We start from the raw sequence: 21,541 nt of genomic DNA on the forward strand, positions 1-21,541 counted from the left end.
GGAATTAATAAAAGCGGCATACTATAATGTATGCCGCTTTTTTATGACCATAATATGGTGGTCTGATTAGTAATTTTCCTGCATAATCGTACAGCTAACCAACCAATGAGTGATGAACTATGAAAATTATAAAAATAGTCGCTGTTATCGCACTTTTCCTAATTGCACTGGCTTTAGGCTCTCAGAACCAAACCGCTGTGAACTTCAATTATCTGCTAGCACAAGGTGACTTCCACTTATCGAGCTTATTAGGTGTTGTCTTCGTTTCAGGCTTTGGCCTTGCTTGGTTAGTCTTTGGTAATATGCACATGCGTTCTCAGTTGAAAATTCATCGCTTGAAAAAACAACTCAATAAGCAATCAAAGCAGGTAGCTGCTGCCACTAAAGCTTAAGGCTATATTTGATGTTAGAGTTACTGTTCTTACTTTTACCGATTGCAGCCGCTTACGGCTGGTATATGGGTAATCGTAATGCTCAGCAAGAAAAACAAAAGCAATCACACCAGATCTCCCGCCAGTATGTGACGGGTTTGAACCTATTGTTGTCGGACCAATCTGACAAAGCGGTCGATCACTTTATCGAACTGCTTCAAGTGGACAATGAAACCATTGATACTCACTTGGCCTTGGGTAATCTATTTCGTTCAAGAGGCGAGGTAGATAGAGCTATTCGAATTCACCAAAACCTCATCTCTCGTTCGGGGCTAACCCTCGATCAAAAAAACCTCGCACTGCAACAACTCGCAAAAGACTATATGGTCTCTGGTTTCCTAGATCGCGCTGAAAAAATCTTTGAACAGCTTGTAGAAGAACCTGATCATAAAGAGGGTGCTTTGCAACAGCTGGTCGCTATTTATCAGCAAACTCGAGAGTGGAACAAGGCGATTCATTACGGCAATATTCTCGTTAAGCTTGGTAAGAAAAAAAGAAAGATGCGTGCAACTGTTGCACACTTTTGGTGTGAGCTAGCAATGCAAGAGCAAGCTGAGGGTAATCGTTCTAAGGCACTTCAGTTTTTTAAAAAAGCGCTCTCTGAAGACCCTAAGTGTGTTCGATCTAGTATTGCTTTAGGTAAGTTCCATTTAGCTAATGAAGATTACCAGAAGACCATTACCTGTCTTGAGTCTGTGCTTGAACAAGATATCGATTTTATCAGTGAGGTGCTTCCAACCCTTGCTGAGTGTTACCACAAGCTTAGCCAAGAGGCAGAACTTGTTGAATTCCTAAAAGCCTGTATTCAAAAGAAAGCCGGTGTTTCGGCTGAATTGATGCTTGCTCAGTTGGTGGCACATCACGAAGATGTTGGCTCCGCTCAAGAGTTGCTGACCAAGCAACTGGTTAAAAACCCAACCATGAAAGGCTTCTATCGATTAATCGATTATCATCTTGCTGAAGCAGAAGAAGGTCGTGCGAAAGACAGTCTGACGACTCTTCAGTCTATGGTTGGTGAACAACTTAAAGTTAAGCCTCATTACCGCTGTCGTCAGTGTGGTTTCTCGACACACTCGATGTATTGGCACTGCCCTTCATGTAAAGGGTGGGGGACGATCAAGCCTATTCGTGGGCTAGATGGTGAATAGATTTGTGGTCATTGTTAGACCAAATTAATAATTGCAGCTTTCGGGCTGCATTTTTATGACTGTTATTTGTCACTATTACTTGTAGTGATTATTTAAAGAAAGTTAACCGCGTTAGGAGATGAAATGAACGACCAAAAAATCATTGTAGCATTGGATTACGACAATCAAGCGGATGCATTAGCCTTTGTTGATCGTATCGATCCAGCGTCTTGCCGCTTAAAAGTCGGTAAAGAGATGTTTACCCTGTTTGGCCCTGAATTCGTCCGTGAATTACATAAACGTGGTTTCTCAGTGTTCTTAGACCTTAAGTTCCACGACATTCCAAACACATGTTCAAAAGCGGTACGTGCTGCTGCTGAGATGGGCGTGTGGATGGTGAACGTACACGCGAGCGGTGGAGAGCGTATGATGACGGCTTCACGCGAAATTCTAGAACCTTACGGTAAAGATCGTCCATTACTCATCGGCGTTACCGTGTTAACCAGCATGGAACAATCTGATTTGGCTGGTATTGGTTTGAACATTCAACCACAAGAGCAGGTAATGCGCTTGGCGTCTTTGACTAAAAACTCAGGTCTAGATGGCGTTGTATGTTCTGCTCAAGAAGCTTCATTGTTGAAAGGTGAGTTGGGTAAAGAGTTAAAGCTTGTTACCCCTGGTATTCGCCCTGTAGGCGCTGACGTAGGTGACCAGAAGCGTATTATGACGCCAGTTCAAGCAATTCAAGCTGGCTCAGACTACTTAGTTATCGGTCGTCCAATTACTCAAGCAGCAGATCCTGCAGCAGTACTTGCTGAAATCAACGGCACGCTAGTTTAAGTTATTTTTAGATAGCGATACGAATGAATAAGGCCAGCAATTTGCTGGCCTTCTTATTTACTGACGAGATATCAATTGGTTCGGATTTTCTGTGCTGAGCTTAAACCGGAGCACCGCTATGAAATTTGAAGTCGCTGTCTTCTGAAGTGATTAGGTCAGCTTCTACCTGCGCAAAATGAGCAATACGCTCTGAGATATCTTTCCCTGCGATTTGCTCTGCGAGTTCAAGGTAATCCTGATAGTGACGAGCTTCTGAGCGAAGTAGAGAGACGTAAAACTTCTCCATGTCTTCTTCCAAGAAAGGGGCCAGTTTAGCAAAGCGTTCACAAGAGCGAGCTTCAATAAAGGCGCCGATGATCAGCTTATCAACCAGAGCGTCTGGCTCGTAAGTTTTCACTTGCTTGATTAAACCTTTAGCATAACGACCTGCTTCAATTGGTTGATACGTCACGCCTTTCTTTACCATCAATTCCATGACTTGATAAAAGTGATGCAGTTCTTCTTTAATTAGCAGCACCATTTTATCGATCAAGTCGGCGCCGTAATTACAGCCTTCTTTTGCTGTGATTTGCTTAGATACGTTACTTTTACCACGTAGCGACTCCAAATCTCCGATACGACGATAAGCAAATTGCTCGTATGGCAAAATCCACTCATTCAATTGCTTCGCGCTTTCTTTATCTACCGCATACTTACGGATAAGGAACAAAGCACTTTGAGCGGCTTTGAGCTCACAAAGCATGTGATCGCGTAAAATGATATGAAGGTTTTTAGGCTTCTTGGCTTCATCTATCCATGAATCTGGCGTTTCAGCTTTAAGAAAAGAGTGTATTGGGGCTAATAATTCTTGATACATGGTCTGGGCAAGTTTGTTGATAATGCGCGATGTTATCACAGCTCATGAGATCTCCCTATACGGAGAAAGGAAATTCAATAGGCACAAAAAAGGCCGCCCATTTAATGTAAATGAGGCGGCCTTTTCGTGTTTGAGTTAGATGGTTACCATTTCTTCTTCTGACCGAAGAGGGCATCCATATCGTCGTCACGCTCTTTAGATTCCATTTGCTGTAAGTCTTGAGCATTTTTGTTTTGGCGCTTCTGATCAAGCTCGTCCAACATCTGCTGAAGTTTTTCTTTTGCTTGATTAGAGTACGCATCGTTCTTAGTCGCTAAAGCATCAATGCCTTTGCGTAATAGCTGAATCGCTGTGCCTGGTTGCCCACGAGAGATTGAATCGTTAGCACGTTTGATCACGTTTTCGATATTGATACGAATCTGGATCGTTTCTAGACGAGCATTTTCAACCACGTAAGCTTGAGTATCAAAGCGGCCTTTATTGTGTTCGTTACGAACCGTATCGCGAAGGCGTTTAACCAACTTAAGCATCATAATTGCTTGCTTATCACTGCTAGGAACACGGAAAGTGGTACTTTCGCCACCTTGGTAGTTCTCTTTTAGTTGTGTGATCTGCTGTTTTACACTTTCGATTCGTTGCAGTAGTTGCTTATTCTTAGGGTCGAGCTGATACATATTTTCAAGTGCATCAAGGATTCGGTTATTTAAGCATATAAGAAGGTCTTGGCTAAAAGGCATGTGGTGCGCATTGCCAATCAACTCTTCGGTTCCGTCAATAATGGTTAGATAACGAGAAGCTTCCTGTTTCTTCGCTGTTTCTACCTTAACTTTGTATTGAAGCATGATGTTGTAGCCTAAAACCAACACCAGAAGAACGGCGACTAAGGCGATTATTAAACCAATATTCATATATTTGTGTCTGCTTGTTGTTTTTTATAGCTAACTGGAGAGGATACACGATTCCATTGTGTATCGGCACTCGTAAATTGCGATTTCTGATTATCTCTTGTTGAGCGCAATCGGCAATCAAAATTTACCTACTAATATATGAGAATGAGGAGTTGGTTGCAAAGCGATACTGATGTTTTTGTTTGTTAACCTATAAAAACTCAATTTTTCTATCAATTTAGTGCATGAAGCGTTATAACTATTAATTATATTACACGAGACTATGACGCTCTCTTTGCAAATAAGTTAGCACATAAATGAGTAAAAGGTTAGATATGAAGTTACAGCAACTGAAGTACATTGTTGAGGTTCTAAACCATAACCTAAATGTGTCAGCGACCGCTGAGAGTCTATACACATCACAGCCTGGTATTAGTAAGCAAGTTAGATTGCTAGAAGATGAATTGGGCATTCAGATTTTCGAGCGTAGTGGTAAACACTTAACGCAGGTGACTCAAGCTGGCGAAGATATTATTCGTATCTCTCAAGAGATTCTCGCTCGTGTTGAAAGTATTAAAGCCGTCGCCGGTGAACACACTCATCCTGAAATGGGTACATTGAACATTTCAACGACGCACACCCAAGCTCGTTATGCTCTACCGGATGTGATTAAAGGTTTCACGGCGCGATACCCTAAGGTGTCGCTTCACATGCACCAAGGCACGCCAAGCCAAATGTCAGAAGCGGTAGCCAAAGGCACTGCTAACTTTGCCATTGCTACCGAAGCGCTTCATTTATATCAAGACGCGATTATGTTGCCTTGTTATCACTGGAATCGCTCGATCGTTGTCACCAAAGATCACCCTCTGGCGCAAAAGCAATTAGTGTCTATTGAAGACCTTGCCGCCTATTCTCTAGTGACTTATGTGTTCGGCTTTACTGGGCGTTCAGAACTCGATACCGCGTTCAACAAAGTTGGTCTAACACCGCGTGTCGTGTTTACCGCGACAGATGCCGATGTCATTAAAACCTATGTTCGAATGGGGATTGGTGTCGGCGTGATTGCAAGTATGGCGATTGATCACGAGCAAGACACCGACTTAGTAGCTATTGATGCAAGCCACCTATTTGGTGCAAGCACCACAAGCATTGGCTTTAGAAAGGGCACCTTCTTACGTTCTTACATGTTCGACTTTATGGAGCGTTTTGCACCACATCTGACTCGTCCTGTTGTTGAGCAAGCTATTTCGCTTAAATCAAATGATGAGATCGAAGAGATGTTTAAGGATATCGAACTGCCTGTTCGTTAATCTCATCGTGCAAATCTAGATTCTTATCCGGCCTGTATTCACAGGTCGTTTTTCTTTCAGGCTTCTAGTTTTCGTTTTAGTTCTCTCTATATCGAACCTTTCCATTTTGGTCTCTTGCCCCTACAATCCAAGCATCATAGGGGGAAGCATGCATTCACGATTTATAATTCTCGATTCATTTTTGTTAGAGCACCAAGTCTATTGGCGTTCAGAGCCTTTCCACCTATGTCAAATTCAGCAACAGCCATGGGCTGATGTGAATCGTCCTCTTACTGATTGGTTGGATAGTTTGAGTATCGAGAGAATTCAGACTCTCAAAAAACAACCGCAAGACTTGCTAACTGATCTTACGCGTTTCCTTCCTCAGCTAGAGAAAGCCAACCAAAATATCCAGTTCAACCATACTGCGCTTGTTGGGCTCGATCTTCCGCGCGGAACTGCCGATGGTATTCCAGGTAGAAAGCTGCAACAAATTGTTGCGATGGGAGAGGCTTCTCTTGAGCATCACCAAGGGCAAGAGTGGCTTGAATGGTGCTCTGGCAAAGGCTTTCTTGGCAGAATCTTGACTCAACAATCGAATCAAAAGGTCACCAGCTTTGAGTGGCAACAGTCACTGTGTGAAAGCGGCCAACAGATTGCAGATCATCAGAAGCTAGAGATGAACTTTGTTCAAGGTGACGCTTTTTCAGAAAGCGCAGGTGATGTGTTTAATTCAAACCAACACGCTGTCGCTCTTCACGCCTGTGGCGACCTTCATGTCGAGTTAGTGAAAAAGTCTGTATCACATGGGCTTCCAGCCGTGACCATTTCTCCATGTTGTTACCATCTTATTCGCGATGAAAACTACCAAGCGATGTCATCTATCGCGAAAAGCTCGGCACTAGTATTGAGCAAGAGTGATTTAAGAATCCCACTTCAAGAAACGGTCACTGGTGGTGAAAGAGTAAAGAGACATCGTCAATTAGAGATGAGTTATCGTTTGGGCTTCAGCCAATTGCTTAAGTCTGAACTTAATATCGATGAATACATCCCAGTACCGAGCATCAAAAAATCAGAGCTATCTGAAGGGTTTGAATCATTTTGCCAGTGGGCTTCTGAAGTGAAAGAGATAACACTTGGTTCGGATATCGACTTTGAATCCTATTTTGCTCAAGGCGAGACGCTCTTCTGGGAAATGGAGAAGTTGAGTTTAGTCCAACAAGTATTTAGACGACCATTAGAGATATGGTTGGCCTTAGATCGTGCAATCTATCTGCAAGAACAAGGTTATGAAGCTTCGATAGAAGAGTTTTGTGAGCGCAGTGTTACCCCTCGAAACCTGCTGATTCATGGTGTTAAGAGCAAACGTTAGGTCAAAGTTGACGAGCTCATAATAAAGCTCGTTACCCTACCGCTATGGAACAATAGGTATAGATACAAAAAAGCCAGTTCGACAATGTCGGACTGGCTTTTTAATGTGTGTTGTAACTGAACGCTTCAACGAGAAAATTTTACGCTCAGTTAGTCACTACATCACTAGTTAAACATTGCGATTGCTTCTGCTGGTGCTACGTATTCTAGGTCAAAGCTCTCTGCAACTTCTTTACAAGTCACTTTACCGTGGATTACGTTTAGACCTTCTAGGAAACCTTCATCAGATAGAAGTGCTTCGCGGTAGCCTTTGTTCGCTAGCTTAACAATGTAAGGAAGTGTTGCATTGTTTAGTGCGTAAGTCGAAGTACGAGCAACGGCACCTGGCATGTTAGCAACACAGTAATGAACTACGTCATCAACGATGTAAGTTGGATCGGCGTGAGTGGTCGCGTGTGAAGTTTCGAAACAACCACCTTGGTCGATTGCAACATCAACAACAGCTGAACCTGGCTTCATCTTAGCGATGTGATCTTTTGTAACAAGTTTAGGAGCGGCTGCGCCTGGGATTAGTACTGCACCAATCACTAGGTCTGCTTCTAGAACATGCTTCTCAATAGCGTCTTCAGTAGAATAAACCACTTTTGCGCGACCTTGGAATTCTTCATCAAGACGACGAAGCGTATCTACGTTGCGATCAAGGATGGTTACGTCTGCGCGAAGGCCAACAGCCATACGTGCTGCGTTAGCACCAACAACGCCGCCGCCAACTACAACAACTTTCGCTGGCTCAACACCAGGAACGCCGCCAAGAAGGAGACCACAACCACCGTTAGATTTCTCTAGTGTTTGTGCACCTGCTTGAATAGACATGCGACCAGCGACTTCAGACATTGGTGCTAAAAGTGGCAAGCGACCCATATTATCTGTTACAGTCTCATAGGCTACGCAGACAGCTTTGCTCTTGATTAGCTCTTCCGTTTGTGGAAAATCTGGTGCAAGGTGTAAATAGGTAAATAATATTTGCCCTTCACGAAGCATAGCTCGCTCGACAGCTTGAGGTTCTTTAACCTTTACAATCATCTCTGCTTTCGCGAAAACGTCAGCAGCAGTAGGAAGAATGGATGCGCCTACAGCGATGTAATCATCGTCTGAAAAACCGATACCAGTACCGGCATTGGTTTCAACAAAAACTTGGTGACTATGTGAGATTAGTTCTCTCACGCTAGCTGGGGTCATACCAACGCGGTATTCGTGGTTCTTGATTTCCTTAGGTACGCCAATGATCATCCTGACTCCTTATTATATTATGGTTGTTTTATCTATGTGTAGGGTAATTCTGTCGAATTAATATCTAGTATAGATAGGTTCAGATAGAATTTGATACCGAATATTAAAAAGTTGTAGTATATTTTTTTGCAAGGAAGTAATAAGGTGGAATAAAAAATGGCAGACAATTATAAGAAGCCGTCCAAGGAACTAGATCGTATTGACCGCAACATTCTTAATGAGTTGCAAAAAGACGGTCGTATCTCAAACGTTGAACTCTCGAAACGAGTAGGACTTTCTCCCACTCCATGTCTTGAGCGTGTTCGTCGTTTAGAACGTCAAGGTTACATTACTGGGTACACAGCATTGCTGAACCCACAGTACCTTGATGCTTCACTTTTAGTGTTTGTTGAAATTACTTTGAACCGTGGTGCGCCTGATGTGTTCGAACAATTCAACACCGCTGTGCAGAAACTGGATGACATCCAAGAGTGTCATTTAGTGTCGGGTGATTTTGACTATCTTCTAAAAACACGTGTATCGGACATGGGTGCTTACCGTAAGTTGTTGGGTGATACGTTACTGCGGCTACCAGGCGTAAACGACACTCGTACTTACGTTGTAATGGAAGAAGTGAAACAAACTAATCAACTTGTGATTAAAACTCGTTAGTCACAATTGGTGAAATGAAAGAAAGCGGACATTTGTTCCGCTTTCTTGCTTTCTGGAATTGGGTTTTTCTGTTTGATATGGTTAAATCAACAGTAGTTTCATGAAAACGAATGGCTTGTGCCGTTCGCTATGTTTTTATCCCGTTTAATTATTAAGTTGGTTTATGTTCAAGCAGAGCAGTAATAAAGTAGAAACAATCATTAAAACGAGTGAAGAGCCTCAGTCTCCTCGTTTGAATGGTTCTCAACGTCTCAAAGAGTGCAGCCTGATTTTAGGTGTTCTCTTCTCTATTCTACTTGCCGTTGCGTTATTAACTTTTAGTCCTGCAGACCCATCATGGTCGCAAACGGCGTGGGGTGGTGACATTCAGAATGCGGGTGGCTACCTAGGTGCATGGTTGGCGGATACGCTTTTCTTTGTGTTTGGTTCACTGGCTTACCCGCTACCTCTATTAGTGACAGTGGCTGCATGGGTGTTGTTCCGCAAACGTAATGAAGACGAACAAATCGACTTCATGTTGTGGGGCACTCGCTTACTTGGTTTAACCGTTCTTATTCTCACCAGTTGTGGGTTAGCGGATATCAACTTTGATGATATCTGGTACTTTTCATCAGGTGGTGTGGTTGGCGACGTATTAACAAGTCTTGCGCTCCCAACGCTTAACGTTCTTGGCAGTACACTGGTTCTTCTTTTCTTATGGGGTGCTGGTTTTACTTTATTAACGGGTATTTCTTGGCTGAGTATCGTTGAATCGTTGGGTGAATGTGCGATTAAGCTGTTTACCTCTGCTGTTAATAGAGCGCGTGGTGAAGACCAAGAGTTACTTGAGCCACAATTAAGAGAGTCGGCAGACCGAGATTTAATCGAAGAACGTCATCAGCAACATCCAGAGCCGACTTACCGCGATGTCCCTGCTATCGAAGACAACAAAGAAACAACAGAGCATGATCCACTAGATCCTGCACTCAGCTTCTCTGCGACCAATGACTCTTCAGACGTAGCGACAAATGCGCTAGACAATGCTGCATCACCGAAGCGTCATTACAACATCCACATGCCAGTCGATGTTCCGGTTAAGCAAGAAGCTCCCGTCCAAGAACAACCTCAGATTCAATCTCAACACGTTGAGCAAGAGCGGGTTCCTGCTGTACCCGTTTACCAAGCGGCAGAAGAGCCTTTAGAAGAAGGTATCGAACGTTCTAAACAGTTGAACGCGACTATTGAGCAGTTAGAAAACGCGGCTATGTATGAAGATGATCTTGCTGATCAGGAGCAGGTTGACGCGCATGAATCTCAGATCGCGTATCAGCAATACATACAGAATGAGCAACCAGCAGTTAATCCGACTGAGACGGTTGTTGAAAGTGCGGAACCAGTAATGGATAGCTCACCAGAAGTAAATAACGAGTTCGATACTGAAGATGTGCAACCAGAATCTCTACACGCTTCGCCAATGGGTGAAATAGAAGACACACCACAAGAATTCTCAACGCCTTTCGAGGCAACGCAAGAGCAAAGCTTTGAACCTAATTCAGAGCTAGACGCTGAACCTATTGGTAATGATGAAGAGCCACATGCTCCGTCATCTTATGAACAAGAGCTGACGCAAACGACTGAGCAGAACCAAGCACCAGCTATTGATCTTCCTTGGGAAGAGGTAACAGAAGAAGAACCTGTACATCCAGACCAAGACGTAGCGGCATTCCGAAACATTGTCTCTGAAGCACAAGCAAACATGGCTGCAGCGCAAAACCCGTTCCTCGTTCAGCAAGATGTTAACTTGCCTAAACCAGCGGAACCATTGCCTACACTTGAACTGTTGTTCCACCCTGAAAAGCGTGAAACCTTCATTGATCGTGATGCGCTCGAAGCAATCGCTCGTTTGGTTGAATCTAAATTAGCCGATTACAAAATCAAAGCTGATGTGGTTGATATTTTCCCTGGCCCCGTTATCACTCGATTCGAGTTAGACCTTGCTCCGGGTGTGAAAGTAAGTCGTATCTCTGGTCTTTCAATGGACTTAGCACGCTCACTTTCTGCATTGGCAGTACGTGTTGTAGAAGTAATTCCGGGCAAACCTTATGTTGGCTTAGAACTGCCGAACATGAGCCGCCAAACGGTGTTCTTCTCTGATGTGGTTGCTAGCCCTCAGTTCCAAGAAGCAAAATCGCCAACGACTGTCGTGCTAGGACAAGACATCGCAGGTGAAGCGGTTATTGCTGACTTATCGAAAATGCCACACGTTCTTGTCGCGGGTACAACCGGTTCTGGTAAGTCGGTGGGTGTGAACGTGATGATCTTGAGTATGCTTTACAAGGCATCGCCTGAAGACGTTCGTTTTATCATGATTGACCCGAAAATGTTGGAATTGTCTATCTATGAAGGTATTCCACATCTACTGTCTGAAGTTGTGACTGACATGAAAGATGCGTCTAACGCCCTTCGTTGGTGTGTAGGCGAAATGGAACGTCGTTACAAGCTGATGTCGGCGCTCGGTGTCCGTAATATTAAAGGCTACAACGACAAATTGAAGATGGCCGCGGAAGCAGGTCATCCAATTCATGACCCACTGTGGAAGCCGGGTGATAGCATGGATCCTGAAGCACCATTATTGGAAAAACTGCCTTACATCGTGGTTGTCGTCGATGAATTCGCTGATTTAATCATGGTAGTGGGTAAGAAAGTTGAAGAATTGATTGCTCGTTTGGCACAGAAAGCGCGTGCGGCTGGCGTCCACTTGATCTTAGCCACTCAACGTCCTTCGGTTGATGTTATTACGGGTCTTATTAAAGCTAATATCCCGACACGTGTAGCCTTTACTGTATCGACCAAAACAGACTCTCGAACCATTCTTGACCAAGGTGGTGCTGAATCACTCCTTGGTATGGGTGATATGTTGTACTTACCACCGGGGTCAAGCCACACAACTCGTGTACACGGCGCATTTGCATCTGATGATGATGTTCACGCGGTCGTGAACAACTGGAAAGCACGCGGTAAGCCAAACTACATTGATGAGATCACTAACGGCGACCAAACCCCAGAAACACTATTACCGGGTGAGAAGATGGAAGGCGATGAAGAAGTCGATCCTCTGTTTGATCAAGTCGTAGAGCACGTGGTTCATTCACGCCGAGGTTCAGTTTCTGGTGTGCAACGTCGATTTAAGATCGGCTACAACCGTGCCGCACGAATTGTCGAGCAATTAGAAGCTCAAGGTATTGTAAGTGCTCCAGGACACAACGGTAATCGAGAAGTCTTGGCGCCGGCACCACCAAAAGATTAGTTCCAATAGGAACTCATAGCTATTCAGTCGGTCGAAACCAAAACATGACCGACTTATGCCTATCGTAGTAAATAACTGGTCACCCTAGCTGGTTAAAACGCTCGATAACTGCGTTATCATGTTTGATTGTAGAATAACTACTTATCAAAAAATTACGCCTTGTTCTCAAGCTTTTTCTCGGCGCTCTTTCTGATCACTTACTTACTGTGATTGGTATTATGATTTAACAGGACTATTAATGAAAAAAGTATTCGCACTTTTATTTATGAGCTTCTCAGTATTTGCTTCTCCGAAAGAAGAGTTGAGTAGCCGTTTGTCGCTGAATGCAGGTTTTAGCGCTGACTTTAAACAAGTCGTTACCAGCCCTGACGGTGATGTTGTGATGGAAGGTGAAGGCTCGGTAGAGATCGCACGCCCAAGCTTATTCCGCTGGGAAACAACTTTCCCTGATGAAAACCTATTGGTATCTGACGGCCAAAGCTTGTGGTACTACAGTCCGTTCATTGAGCAAGTGAGTATTTACTGGCAAGAACAAGCCACATCACAAACGCCTTTTGTATTACTGACTCGTAATCAAGAAAGCGATTGGGACAACTACAACGTCGCGCAAACGGGTAACCAATTTACGCTAACGCCAACGGCTGTGGATTCTAATCAGGGTGATTTTCAGATTAACATTACTGAAAAGGGCATTGTTCAGGGCTTTAATGTGATTGAACAAGACGGTCAGAAAGGCGAGTTTATCTTTAGCAATGTTGACTTAGGTAAACCTGCTGCAGACCGCTTTACTTTTGTGGCACCGGAAGGTGTCGAGGTCGACGACCAAAGAAACTGATCCATACTGGCAGATCGTTTGGTAGTCAGTCGATAGGCATTGATGCCATCAACGAATCAAGAGATTGCAATTGAGTAATTACAGCTTAGATTTTGCAGGGGACGAAGATTTTCGTCCCCTTGCTGCTCGTATGAGGCCTGAAACGGTTGAACAGTACATAGGTCAGCAGCACATATTAGGTCCAGGTAAACCTCTTCGTAGAGCGTTGGAAGCGGGCCATCTCCACTCCATGATTTTATGGGGACCACCGGGCACCGGTAAAACCACACTGGCAGAAGTGGCAGCAAATTACGCCAATGCAGAAGTTGAGCGCGTATCAGCGGTGACGTCTGGTGTAAAAGACATTCGTATCGCCATTGAAAAAGCGCGTGAGAACAAGCAAGCGGGGCGTAGAACGATTCTATTTGTGGACGAAGTCCATCGCTTTAACAAAAGCCAGCAAGATGCCTTTCTACCCCATATCGAAGATGGCACGGTTACGTTTATCGGCGCGACCACAGAAAACCCTTCTTTTGAATTGAACAACGCTTTGTTGTCGCGTGCTCGTGTCTACAAACTGACTTCTCTCAATACTAAGGATATCTCTCTCGTCATTCGCCAAGCTATTGAAGATAAACAGCGTGGTCTGGGTGATGTGACGGCTGATTTTGCTGATAACGTCTTAGATCGCCTGGCTGAACTGGTCAATGGTGACGCACGTATGTCGCTCAACTATCTTGAACTGCTGTATGACATGGCAGAAGACAATGATAAGGGCAAGAGAGCGATAACGCTGCAGTTGTTAGCTGAAGTGGCTGGCGAGAAGGTTGCTCGTTTCGATAACAAGGGGGATATTTGGTACGACCTCATTTCTGCGGTTCATAAGTCGATTCGTGGCTCTAATCCTGATGCCGCCTTGTATTGGTCGGCGCGAATGATTGCGGCGGGTTGTGACCCTTTGTATATCGTAAGGCGCTTATTGGCGATTGCTTCTGAAGATATTGGTAACGCTGACCCAAGAGCAATGCAAGTTGCGATGTCGGCTTGGGATTGCTTCACGCGTATTGGCCCAGCCGAAGGGGAGCGTGCAATTGCTCAAGCTGTTGTCTATTTAGCATGTGCACCTAAGAGTAATGCCGTTTACACCGCTTGGAAGCAAGCCTTAACGGACGCACACAATCTACCTGAATATGAAGTGCCTCATCATTTGCGAAATGCACCCACAACTTTGATGAAGGACATGGGCTACGGGCAAGAATACCGTTATGCTCATGACGAACCAGGTGCCTACGCGGCTGGAGAAAAGTATTTACCGCCTGAAATGGGCGAAACACAATACTATTTCCCAACAAAACGAGGCTTAGAGACCAAAATTGGCGAGAAGCTCGATTATCTGGCGGACTTGGACGCAAAAAGCCCACAAAAACGCTATGAAAAGTAGTCTTTTTTGGATATCGTTACCTAGTCATAAAATTTATATTAAATCGTTAAAAATTGGTCGAAATAGCACCATTTTTAGAGGTTTAGCAGTGATTCAGTAGCAAACTACTGAATATTCAAATAACTAAAGCATAGGATTAGCAATGCTGGATTCTAAATTACTTCGAGCTGAGCTGGATGAAACAGCGGCAAAATTAGCAGGTCGAGGCTTCGCCCTTGATGTAGAGACAATTCGTGAACTTGAAGAAAAACGTAAGTCCCTTCAGATGAAAACTGAAGAGCTACAAGCGTTACGTAACTCTCGATCGAAGTCCATTGGTCAAGCGAAAGCAAAAGGCGACCATGAAGAAGCTGAGCGTATCCTTGCTGAAGTAGGCAACTTAGGCGCAGAACTAGACCAAGCTAAAGCAGCATTGGCTGAGCTTCAATCTGATCTAGAAACGATCACTATGTCTATTCCAAACCTGCCAGACGAGTCTGTACCAGAAGGTAAAGACGAAGATGATAACGTTGAAGTTTCTCGTTGGGGTCAACCCAAGACTTACGACTTCGAAGTGAAAGATCACGTAGATCTTGGCGAAATGTCCGGCGGTCTTGATTTTGCTAGCGCAGTTAAAATCTCGGGTTCTCGCTTCATCGTGATGAAAGGCAAATTCGCACGTCTACACCGTGCTATTGCTCAGTTCATGCTGGACCTTCACACTGATGAACACGGCTACACAGAAATGTACGTACCGTACCTAGTGAACCACGATAGCCTATACGGTACTGGTCAACTTCCTAAATTCGGCGAAGACTTGTTCCACACAAGCCCGCTAAGTGAGCAAGTAAGTGATGTACCTCTTAAGACGCTATCGCTTATCCCTACTGCGGAAGTACCGGTAACGAACATGGTTCGTGACACGATTACTGATGAAGCTGAACTGCCACTTAAGATGACAGCTCACACTCCATGTTTCCGTTCTGAAGCGGGCTCTTACGGTCGTGACACTCGTGGTCTTATCCGTATGCACCAATTCGACAAAGTTGAATTAGTACAAATCACTAAGCCAGAAGACTCAATGGCAGCGCTTGAAGAGCTAACAGGTCACGCTGAGAAAGTACTTCAACTTCTAGAGCTTCCTTACCGTAAAGTGATTCTATGTACTGGTGACATGGGCTTCGGTTCTGCGAAAACTTACGACTTAGAAGTCTGGGTTCCAGCACAAGAGACATACCGTGAAATTTCTTCTTGTTCAAACATGTGGGATTTTCAAGCGCGTCGTATGCAGGCTCGTTTCCGTCGTAAAGGCGAAAAGAAACCTGAACTTGTACACACACTGAACGGTTCTGGTCTTGCTGTTGGTCGTACTATGGTTGCTATTCTTGAGAACAACCAAGAAGCAGATGGCCGTATTGCTATCCCAGCAGTACTTCAGCCATACATGGGCGGCGTAACGCACATCGGTTAACTAGATTGATTCAGCATTAGGTTGCTAATAGAACCCAGCCAGCAGGCTGGGTTTTTTATTGCCTATAGAATGGGGTAATGGTGAGAAACAATCAACTTTGTTACCTGTGAGTAATAGTGTTTTCTTGATTTTTATGATTATTGCAAGTCGATGATGTGGTTATAATGTGCTCTTACCGCGGTAGGTATAGATTTTCTCGTTCAAATACTGAGGAGGGCTTATGGCCGTAGGATGGGCTGGTGACGATAGTGTGAGCCAGCAAATTCAAAATACCATTGATGAAGAGATCTCTCGAGTTAGAGGTAACATTCAAGGCGGAGAAAGCTTACGTTATTGCGATGAATGCGGTGGTGAGATACCAGAACAAAGGCGACTTGCGATAAAAGGCATACGTTTCTGTATTGAATGCCAGTCAATGTTAGAGCATGCAGTACATCGATATTCATTGTTTAATCGTCGAGCAAGTAAAGATAGTCAATTACGTTAAATTGTTAGCTATCACCGAAAATAGAATAAGGCTTTACCTTCACGTAAGGCCTTTTAATTTATGAGATTCACTAACAAAGAAAGATAAGAGTAAACTTCGTTAGCTTTACTTAAAGCAGTCCTTATCTTGTAATGCACTTTCAATGGATGAAACAAGCTGTTCGATATGTTCCGGTTGGCTAATGAAGGGAGGCATCATATAAATCAATTTGCCAAACGGGCGTATCCAAACACCTTGTTCAACAAAGTGCGCTTGGATGGTTTCCATATCGATAGGCGAGTGAGTTTCGACAACGCCAATTGCGCCTAACCAGCGTACATCTTTAACAAGATCATGCATTCGCAAAGGTGGTAGTAACTCAGAGAATAACTGCTCTATTTGTTGAGTCTGATTCTGCCAATTGCCTTGCTCTATGATGGACAAGCTTGCTGCGCCGACTGCGCAAGCCAATGGATTACCCATAAAAGTAGGGCCGTGCATAAAGCAACCTGCTTCACCACCACATACTGTGTCTGCGACTTCTTTACTGGCAAGCGTCGCTGACAGTGTCATATAGCCGCCAGTTAACGCCTTGCCTACGCATAAAATATCCGGTTGAACATCGGCGTGCTCGCAGGCGAACAATTTCCCTGTACGGCCAAATCCGGTTGCAATTTCATCCAAGATCAGTAATACGTTGAATTCATCACACAGCAAGCGAACTCGTCTTAGGAACTCAGGGTGGTAGATGCGCATACCGCCAGCACCTTGAACAATTGGTTCTAGGATCACGGCTGCGACTTCTTGATGGTGTGCAGCTAGCTTTTCTCGAAAGCTGTCTATGTCGCTAGCGTCCCATTGTTCCCAAAAACCTGTTTTCGGTGAGTCTGCAAAAATGTGTTCAGGTAAAAAGCCTCTGTAGAGGCTGTGCATCGAGTTATCTGGGTCGGTAACCGACATCGCTGCAAAAGTATCACCGTGGTAGCCATCTCTCAGCGTGAGGAATTTTGAACGAGGTTGTCCTTTTGCATGCCAGTATTGCAGAGCCATCTTGAGGCTCACTTCCACGGCTACTGAACCTGAATCGGCCAAAAATACATGTTCAAGATTACTTGGCGCGAGATTCAAAATCTTCTTACACAAATCGATAGCAGGCTGGTGGGTGATACCACCAAACATCACGTGTGAAACTTTATCGATTTGACTGTGAGCAGCGGCATTTAGTTCTGGATGATTGTAGCCGTGGATGGCTGACCACCAAGATGACATACCATCAATAATTCGTTTTCCGCCTTCTAATTCTAGGTAAACACCGTCTGCGTTGGTGACAGGGTAGCAGGTCAGAGGTGTTAACGTTGATGTGTAAGGATGCCAGATATGCTGGCGATCAAAGGCGAGATCCATAGTAACTTCCATTTCTGGTGTGATTAAATAATAACCAGATGTAAACATTTGCTATTATCAATATGTTGACAGTCTAAAGCTTGTCGGTAGACTAGCCAAGCATAAATGCAATCTCTATTGATGGAGGTGCAATATCAAAAAAATAAAAAAAGGATCGACACGTGGAAGTTCGTCATGACTGGACAGTTGCTGAAGTAACAGCACTGCTTGAAAAACCGTTTATGGATTTAATGTTTGAAGCTCAAGTGGTTCATAGACAGTACCAAGAGCACAACCACGTGCAGGTAAGTACGCTTTTATCAATTAAGACGGGGGCTTGCCCTGAAGATTGTAAGTACTGTCCTCAAAGTGCTCACTACCGAACAGATGTCGACAAAGAACGCTTAATGGAAGTAGAGCGTGTTTTGGATGCGGCGCTAAAAGCTAAGAACGCGGGTTCGACTCGTTTCTGTATGGGCGCGGCATGGAAAAACCCGAAAGAACGTGATATGCCTCACCTAACTGACATGATCAAAGGTGTGAAAGGCATGGGCTTAGAAACTTGTATGACGCTAGGTATGTTAACGCCAGATCAAGCTGGTGACCTAGCGGACGCAGGTTTGGATTACTACAACCACAACCTTGATACGTCTCCTGAGTTTTACGGCAGCATCATTACGACTCGTACTTATCAAGATCGTTTAGATACCCTATCTCACGTGCGTGATGCGGGTATGAAGATCTGTTCTGGTGGCATTATTGGTATGGGCGAAAGCACTAATGACCGTGCAGGTCTACTTGTCGAGCTCGCGAACCTTCCAGTACACCCTGAAAGTGTGCCAATCAACATGCTTGTAAAAGTGAAAGGCACACCGATGGAAAACGTCGATGATGTTGAGTCTTTCGACTTTATTAAGTTGATTGCGATTGCTCGTATCATGATGCCAATGTCTGCGGTTCGTCTATCTGCAGGTCGCGAGAATATGAACGAACAGATGCAAGCGATGTGTTTCATGGCGGGTGCGAATTCTATCTTCTACGGTTGTAAGCTACTGACTACGCCAAACCCAGACGAAGACACGGATATGCAGCTGTTTAAGAAGCTGGGTATCAACAGTCAACAGGTGGCTCAAAAGCCTGACGAAATTCAAGAAAATGAACTGTTAGATCAAGTGGTGGAGCGCGTTGCTGCTCGTCCAACGAAAGATGACATGTTCTACGATGCCACTGTTTAAATCTCGCATCAAAAGTGCCCTTGCTCATCGCCGTGAGCAAGGGTTAACTCGTCAACTTAAGGTACTCGAAAACAGCAATAGCCCTTTGCTTAATAGTGAAGGTTCTCGCTTTATTAATTTTTCGAGTAATGACTACCTAGGCTTGGCAAACGATCCTGAATTGGTCGATGCATGGCAAACCGGACTTTCCCAATATGGTGCTGGCAGTGCTGCATCGCCATTGGTCACGGGTTTTAGTCCTGCTCATAAAAATTTAGAGGCTCAGCTGTGTGAATGGCTTGGCTTTGAACGTGCCATACTATTTAGTTCTGGTTTCAGTGCTAACCAAGCTTTGTTGTTTTCTCTGCTCGAAAAAGACGACTCCCTGTTGCAAGACAAACTTAACCATGCCTCCTTGATGGAAGCGGGGATGCTTTCACCTGCAACCATGAAACGCTTTAAGCACAACGACACGCAACATCTAGAGTCGTTATTAAGCCGTTCTCTGCAATCCTTGGTTGTGACGGAAGGCGTATTCAGCATGGATGGCGACCAAGCTCCCCTCAATCAAATATCTAACTTGATCAATCAATACGACAGTTGGCTAGCGGTTGATGATGCCCACGGTATTGGCGTATTGGGTGATAAAGGGGCAGGGAGCTGCAACGCTTCGCAAATAACGCCTGATATCTTGGTGGTGACCTTTGGTAAAGCATTTGGCCTTTCAGGGGCTGCGATTCTTTGTTCGTCAGAAGTGGGTGATTACTTAACTCAGTTTGCTCGTCATCATGTGTACTCTACGGCGATGCCCCCTTCACAAGCGATGGCTTTGTCTCATGCATGTCACATGATTCAAACGCAAGAGTGGCGTCGAGAGAAGCTCATGGAGTTAAGTGCGCTCTATGCTGAGCAGATGAGCGGCACGAAAGGTTTTATTGATACTCAGACTCCGATTAAGCCGTTTGTGATTGGCGATGCTCAGGTGGCCTTATCTATAGCGGAGGTATTAAAGCGTAACCAAGTTTGGGTAACGGCGATAAGGCCACCAACCGTTCCGACAGGGACTGCTCGTCTGCGAATTACGTTAACGGCCAACCACAGCCAGAAGCAGGTTCTTCAGTTAACTGACTCGTTACTTCAAGCAATAGATCGAAGCGACAACGTTGGAAGCGAACTAAGCATAGAATCAAGCGTTGAATTAAAGAAAGAGGCTCAGTAAATGTCACAAGAAGCAGTAGTGCATAATTACGTAAGCCAAGATAAGAATGCGATTGCCGAAGCCTTCGGTAAAGCAGCAACAACCTATGATAAACACGCTGAGTTTCAGCGCGATGTCGGCCACCGACTATTGGATAAGCTACCGAGAGACCTCTCAGGTTTAAAGATGCTTGATTTAGGTTGTGGCACTGGCTACTTCTCTGAGCAGATGGTGAAGCGTGGTGCTGAAGTGGTGTGTGCTGATCTTTCTGTTGGAATGTTAGAAAGGGCAGAGCAACGTTGTGGTGTATCGGTCCCTTTATATCAACAAGCCGACGCCGAGCAATTACCGTTTGAAGATGGGTGTTTTGACATCGTTTTTTCAAGCTTAGCGTTACAATGGTGTGACGATTTATCGTCACCTTTAAAGGAGATGAAGCGCGTTGTAGCGGCTGGTGGACGTGTTATTTTCTCAACTTTGCTTGATGGGTCACTGTTTGAGCTGGAAAAATCATGGTCCAAAATTGACGCACATCAACACGTTAACCATTTTATTACAATCAATCAGGTAAAAATTGCGTTAGCGCAATCTAGCTGTACTGCTCATCAACTAGACTTGCCCACCATCACCGTTTGGTACGACACTGCGTTTGAACTGATGCGCGATCTTAAAGGTATCGGCGCTAATCACGTAAGTGGTCGCTCACAAGGTTTAACAAGCCGCCGCATGTTGCAGCTTGTTGAACGGGAATATCGAGAGTTTAAAAACCATCAAGGTTTCTTACCAGCTACATATCAAGTTTGTTTAGGGGTTATTCAATTATGATTGATGCATTATTCATTGCAGGTACGGATACCGAAGTGGGAAAAACTGTGGTTTCAAAAGCGATTCTTCAAGCTTTGGCTGCACAAGATTTATCAACAATTGGCTATAAGCCAGTTGCTGCAGGGTGCGAAGAGTACCCAGAAGGGTTACGTAACAGTGATGCATTGCATCTTCAAGAAGCGGCGACGCAAGATGTTGCTTACGAAGACGTTAACCCGTGCGCATTGTTACTACCATCATCACCTCATATCGCTGCAAAGCATGACGGTGTCGTTGTTGATGAAGCGGTATTATCAGCGAAGTTAGAACAGCATAAGCAGAACTCTGATATTGTTTTAGTTGAAGGTGCTGGTGGTTGGCGTGTGCCGGTTTCAGATGATGAATATTTGTCTAGCTGGGTTAAGAAAGAGCAGCTTCCAGTCGTACTGACTGTGGGTATTAAGCTTGGTTGTTTGAGCCACGCTCTATTAACTGCAGAAGCTATTCGTGCAGATGGTCTAAACCTAGTCGGTTGGGTAGCGAACCGCATTAATCCAGGCACTGAACATTATGCTGATATTATTGCGATGCTTGAAGACAAGCTAGGTGCACCGAAATTAGGTGAAATCCCTTACGTACCAAAAGCGAAGTCTAAGAACATTGGTAAGTACATTAATGTACAGTCATTGCTTGATCTGTAAGTTTCAAGTTATACGTGTTAAACAAGAAAAGGGCTGCGATTG

The 21,541-nt window shown here is 44.4% G+C and carries 18 protein-coding genes and 2 pseudogenes; 16 read left to right on the forward strand and 4 right to left on the reverse strand.

Going from position 1 to position 21,541, the window contains the following annotated elements:
• The first annotated feature begins 119 nt into the window (after positions 1–119).
• From ACMAZD_RS06400 to pyrF, 3 genes are all read left to right on the forward strand, one after another.
• Positions 120–392: a LapA family protein gene (locus ACMAZD_RS06400; protein ID WP_435248969.1), complete on the forward strand. Its 273-nt coding sequence runs from the start codon at positions 120–122 to the stop codon at positions 390–392.
• Positions 393–403: 11 nt separating this feature from the next.
• A complete protein-coding gene (gene lapB / locus ACMAZD_RS06405) occupies positions 404–1,579 on the forward strand; it encodes a lipopolysaccharide assembly protein LapB (RefSeq protein WP_435248970.1) in 1,176 nt (391 codons plus the stop codon).
• Between the two features lie 123 nt (positions 1,580–1,702).
• On the forward strand, positions 1,703–2,398 hold the full coding sequence (pyrF, locus tag ACMAZD_RS06410) for an orotidine-5'-phosphate decarboxylase (protein WP_435248971.1): 696 nt from the start codon (positions 1,703–1,705) through the stop codon (positions 2,396–2,398).
• 100 nt (positions 2,399–2,498) lie between these two features.
• Here the strand turns inward: pyrF and miaE are convergent, their stop codons facing one another.
• The gene (miaE, locus tag ACMAZD_RS06415; protein ID WP_435248972.1) at positions 2,499–3,293 is read right to left on the reverse strand and encodes a tRNA isopentenyl-2-thiomethyl-A-37 hydroxylase MiaE; all 795 of its coding nucleotides are present in this window, start codon (positions 3,291–3,293) and stop codon (positions 2,499–2,501) included.
• 104 nt (positions 3,294–3,397) lie between these two features.
• Entirely contained in the window at positions 3,398–4,162 is a 765-nt protein-coding gene (locus ACMAZD_RS06420) for a DNA repair protein (protein ID WP_435248973.1), read from the reverse strand.
• 314 nt (positions 4,163–4,476) lie between these two features.
• Here ACMAZD_RS06420 and cysB point away from each other — a divergent pair, with 314 nt between their 5' ends.
• A complete protein-coding gene (cysB, locus tag ACMAZD_RS06425) occupies positions 4,477–5,451 on the forward strand; it encodes an HTH-type transcriptional regulator CysB (protein WP_102433705.1) in 975 nt (324 codons plus the stop codon).
• 148 nt (positions 5,452–5,599) lie between these two features.
• A complete protein-coding gene (locus ACMAZD_RS06430; RefSeq protein ID WP_435248974.1) occupies positions 5,600–6,802 on the forward strand; it encodes a methyltransferase in 1,203 nt (400 codons plus the stop codon).
• 164 nt (positions 6,803–6,966) lie between these two features.
• On the opposite strand, the gene ald is transcribed toward ACMAZD_RS06430, so the two are convergent.
• Positions 6,967–8,091: an alanine dehydrogenase gene (gene ald / locus ACMAZD_RS06435; protein ID WP_017107652.1), complete on the reverse strand. Its 1,125-nt coding sequence runs from the start codon at positions 8,089–8,091 to the stop codon at positions 6,967–6,969.
• Between the two features lie 156 nt (positions 8,092–8,247).
• On the opposite strand from ald, the gene lrp reads away from it, so the two are divergent.
• The 7 genes and pseudogenes from lrp (at position 8,248) to ACMAZD_RS06470 (ending at position 16,220) form a co-directional block, all read left to right on the forward strand.
• Entirely contained in the window at positions 8,248–8,742 is a 495-nt protein-coding gene (gene lrp, locus ACMAZD_RS06440) for a leucine-responsive transcriptional regulator Lrp (protein WP_004734558.1), read from the forward strand.
• 163 nt (positions 8,743–8,905) lie between these two features.
• Positions 8,906–9,806 (forward strand): annotated as a pseudogene (locus tag ACMAZD_RS06445) (DNA translocase FtsK 4TM domain-containing protein); the annotation flags it as partial.
• 83 nt (positions 9,807–9,889) lie between these two features.
• A pseudogene (locus ACMAZD_RS06450) lies at positions 9,890–12,028 on the forward strand (DNA translocase FtsK); the annotation flags it as partial.
• 238 nt (positions 12,029–12,266) lie between these two features.
• Positions 12,267–12,863, forward strand: coding sequence for an outer membrane lipoprotein chaperone LolA (gene lolA / locus ACMAZD_RS06455; RefSeq protein WP_435248975.1), 597 nt, complete (start codon positions 12,267–12,269; stop codon positions 12,861–12,863).
• Between the two features lie 70 nt (positions 12,864–12,933).
• On the forward strand, positions 12,934–14,283 hold the full coding sequence (locus tag ACMAZD_RS06460; protein ID WP_435248976.1) for a replication-associated recombination protein A: 1,350 nt from the start codon (positions 12,934–12,936) through the stop codon (positions 14,281–14,283).
• A 142-nt stretch (positions 14,284–14,425) separates the two neighbouring features.
• On the forward strand, positions 14,426–15,733 hold the full coding sequence (serS, locus tag ACMAZD_RS06465; RefSeq protein ID WP_435248977.1) for a serine--tRNA ligase: 1,308 nt from the start codon (positions 14,426–14,428) through the stop codon (positions 15,731–15,733).
• Positions 15,734–15,953: 220 nt separating this feature from the next.
• Positions 15,954–16,220: a DksA/TraR family C4-type zinc finger protein gene (locus ACMAZD_RS06470; RefSeq protein ID WP_435248978.1), complete on the forward strand. Its 267-nt coding sequence runs from the start codon at positions 15,954–15,956 to the stop codon at positions 16,218–16,220.
• Positions 16,221–16,325: 105 nt separating this feature from the next.
• On the opposite strand, the gene bioA is transcribed toward ACMAZD_RS06470, so the two are convergent.
• On the reverse strand, positions 16,326–17,603 hold the full coding sequence (gene bioA, locus ACMAZD_RS06475) for an adenosylmethionine--8-amino-7-oxononanoate transaminase (protein WP_435248979.1): 1,278 nt from the start codon (positions 17,601–17,603) through the stop codon (positions 16,326–16,328).
• A 161-nt stretch (positions 17,604–17,764) separates the two neighbouring features.
• On the opposite strand from bioA, the gene bioB reads away from it, so the two are divergent.
• From bioB to bioD, 4 genes are read left to right on the forward strand one after another with little or no spacing between them, the layout of a single operon-like run.
• Positions 17,765–18,817, forward strand: coding sequence for a biotin synthase BioB (bioB, locus tag ACMAZD_RS06480; protein WP_435248980.1), 1,053 nt, complete (start codon positions 17,765–17,767; stop codon positions 18,815–18,817).
• Positions 18,804–20,015 (forward strand): 8-amino-7-oxononanoate synthase, encoded by a 1,212-nt coding sequence (gene bioF, locus ACMAZD_RS06485; RefSeq protein WP_435248981.1) that lies wholly within the window; start codon positions 18,804–18,806, stop codon positions 20,013–20,015. The genes bioB and bioF overlap by 14 nt, the downstream gene beginning before the upstream one ends.
• Complete coding sequence (gene bioC, locus ACMAZD_RS06490; protein ID WP_435248982.1) at positions 20,016–20,819, forward strand: malonyl-ACP O-methyltransferase BioC; 804 nt, start codon at positions 20,016–20,018, stop codon at positions 20,817–20,819. It abuts the gene before it with no gap.
• Positions 20,816–21,499 carry a dethiobiotin synthase gene (gene bioD, locus ACMAZD_RS06495; protein WP_435248983.1) on the forward strand — a complete coding sequence of 228 codons (684 nt, stop codon included), beginning with the start codon at positions 20,816–20,818 and terminating at the stop codon, positions 21,497–21,499. The genes bioC and bioD overlap by 4 nt, the downstream gene beginning before the upstream one ends.
• Positions 21,500–21,541: the final 42 nt, after the last annotated feature.

This window comes from Vibrio sp. nBUS_14, assembly GCF_051201655.1.
Lineage (GTDB): Bacteria > Pseudomonadota > Gammaproteobacteria > Enterobacterales > Vibrionaceae > Vibrio.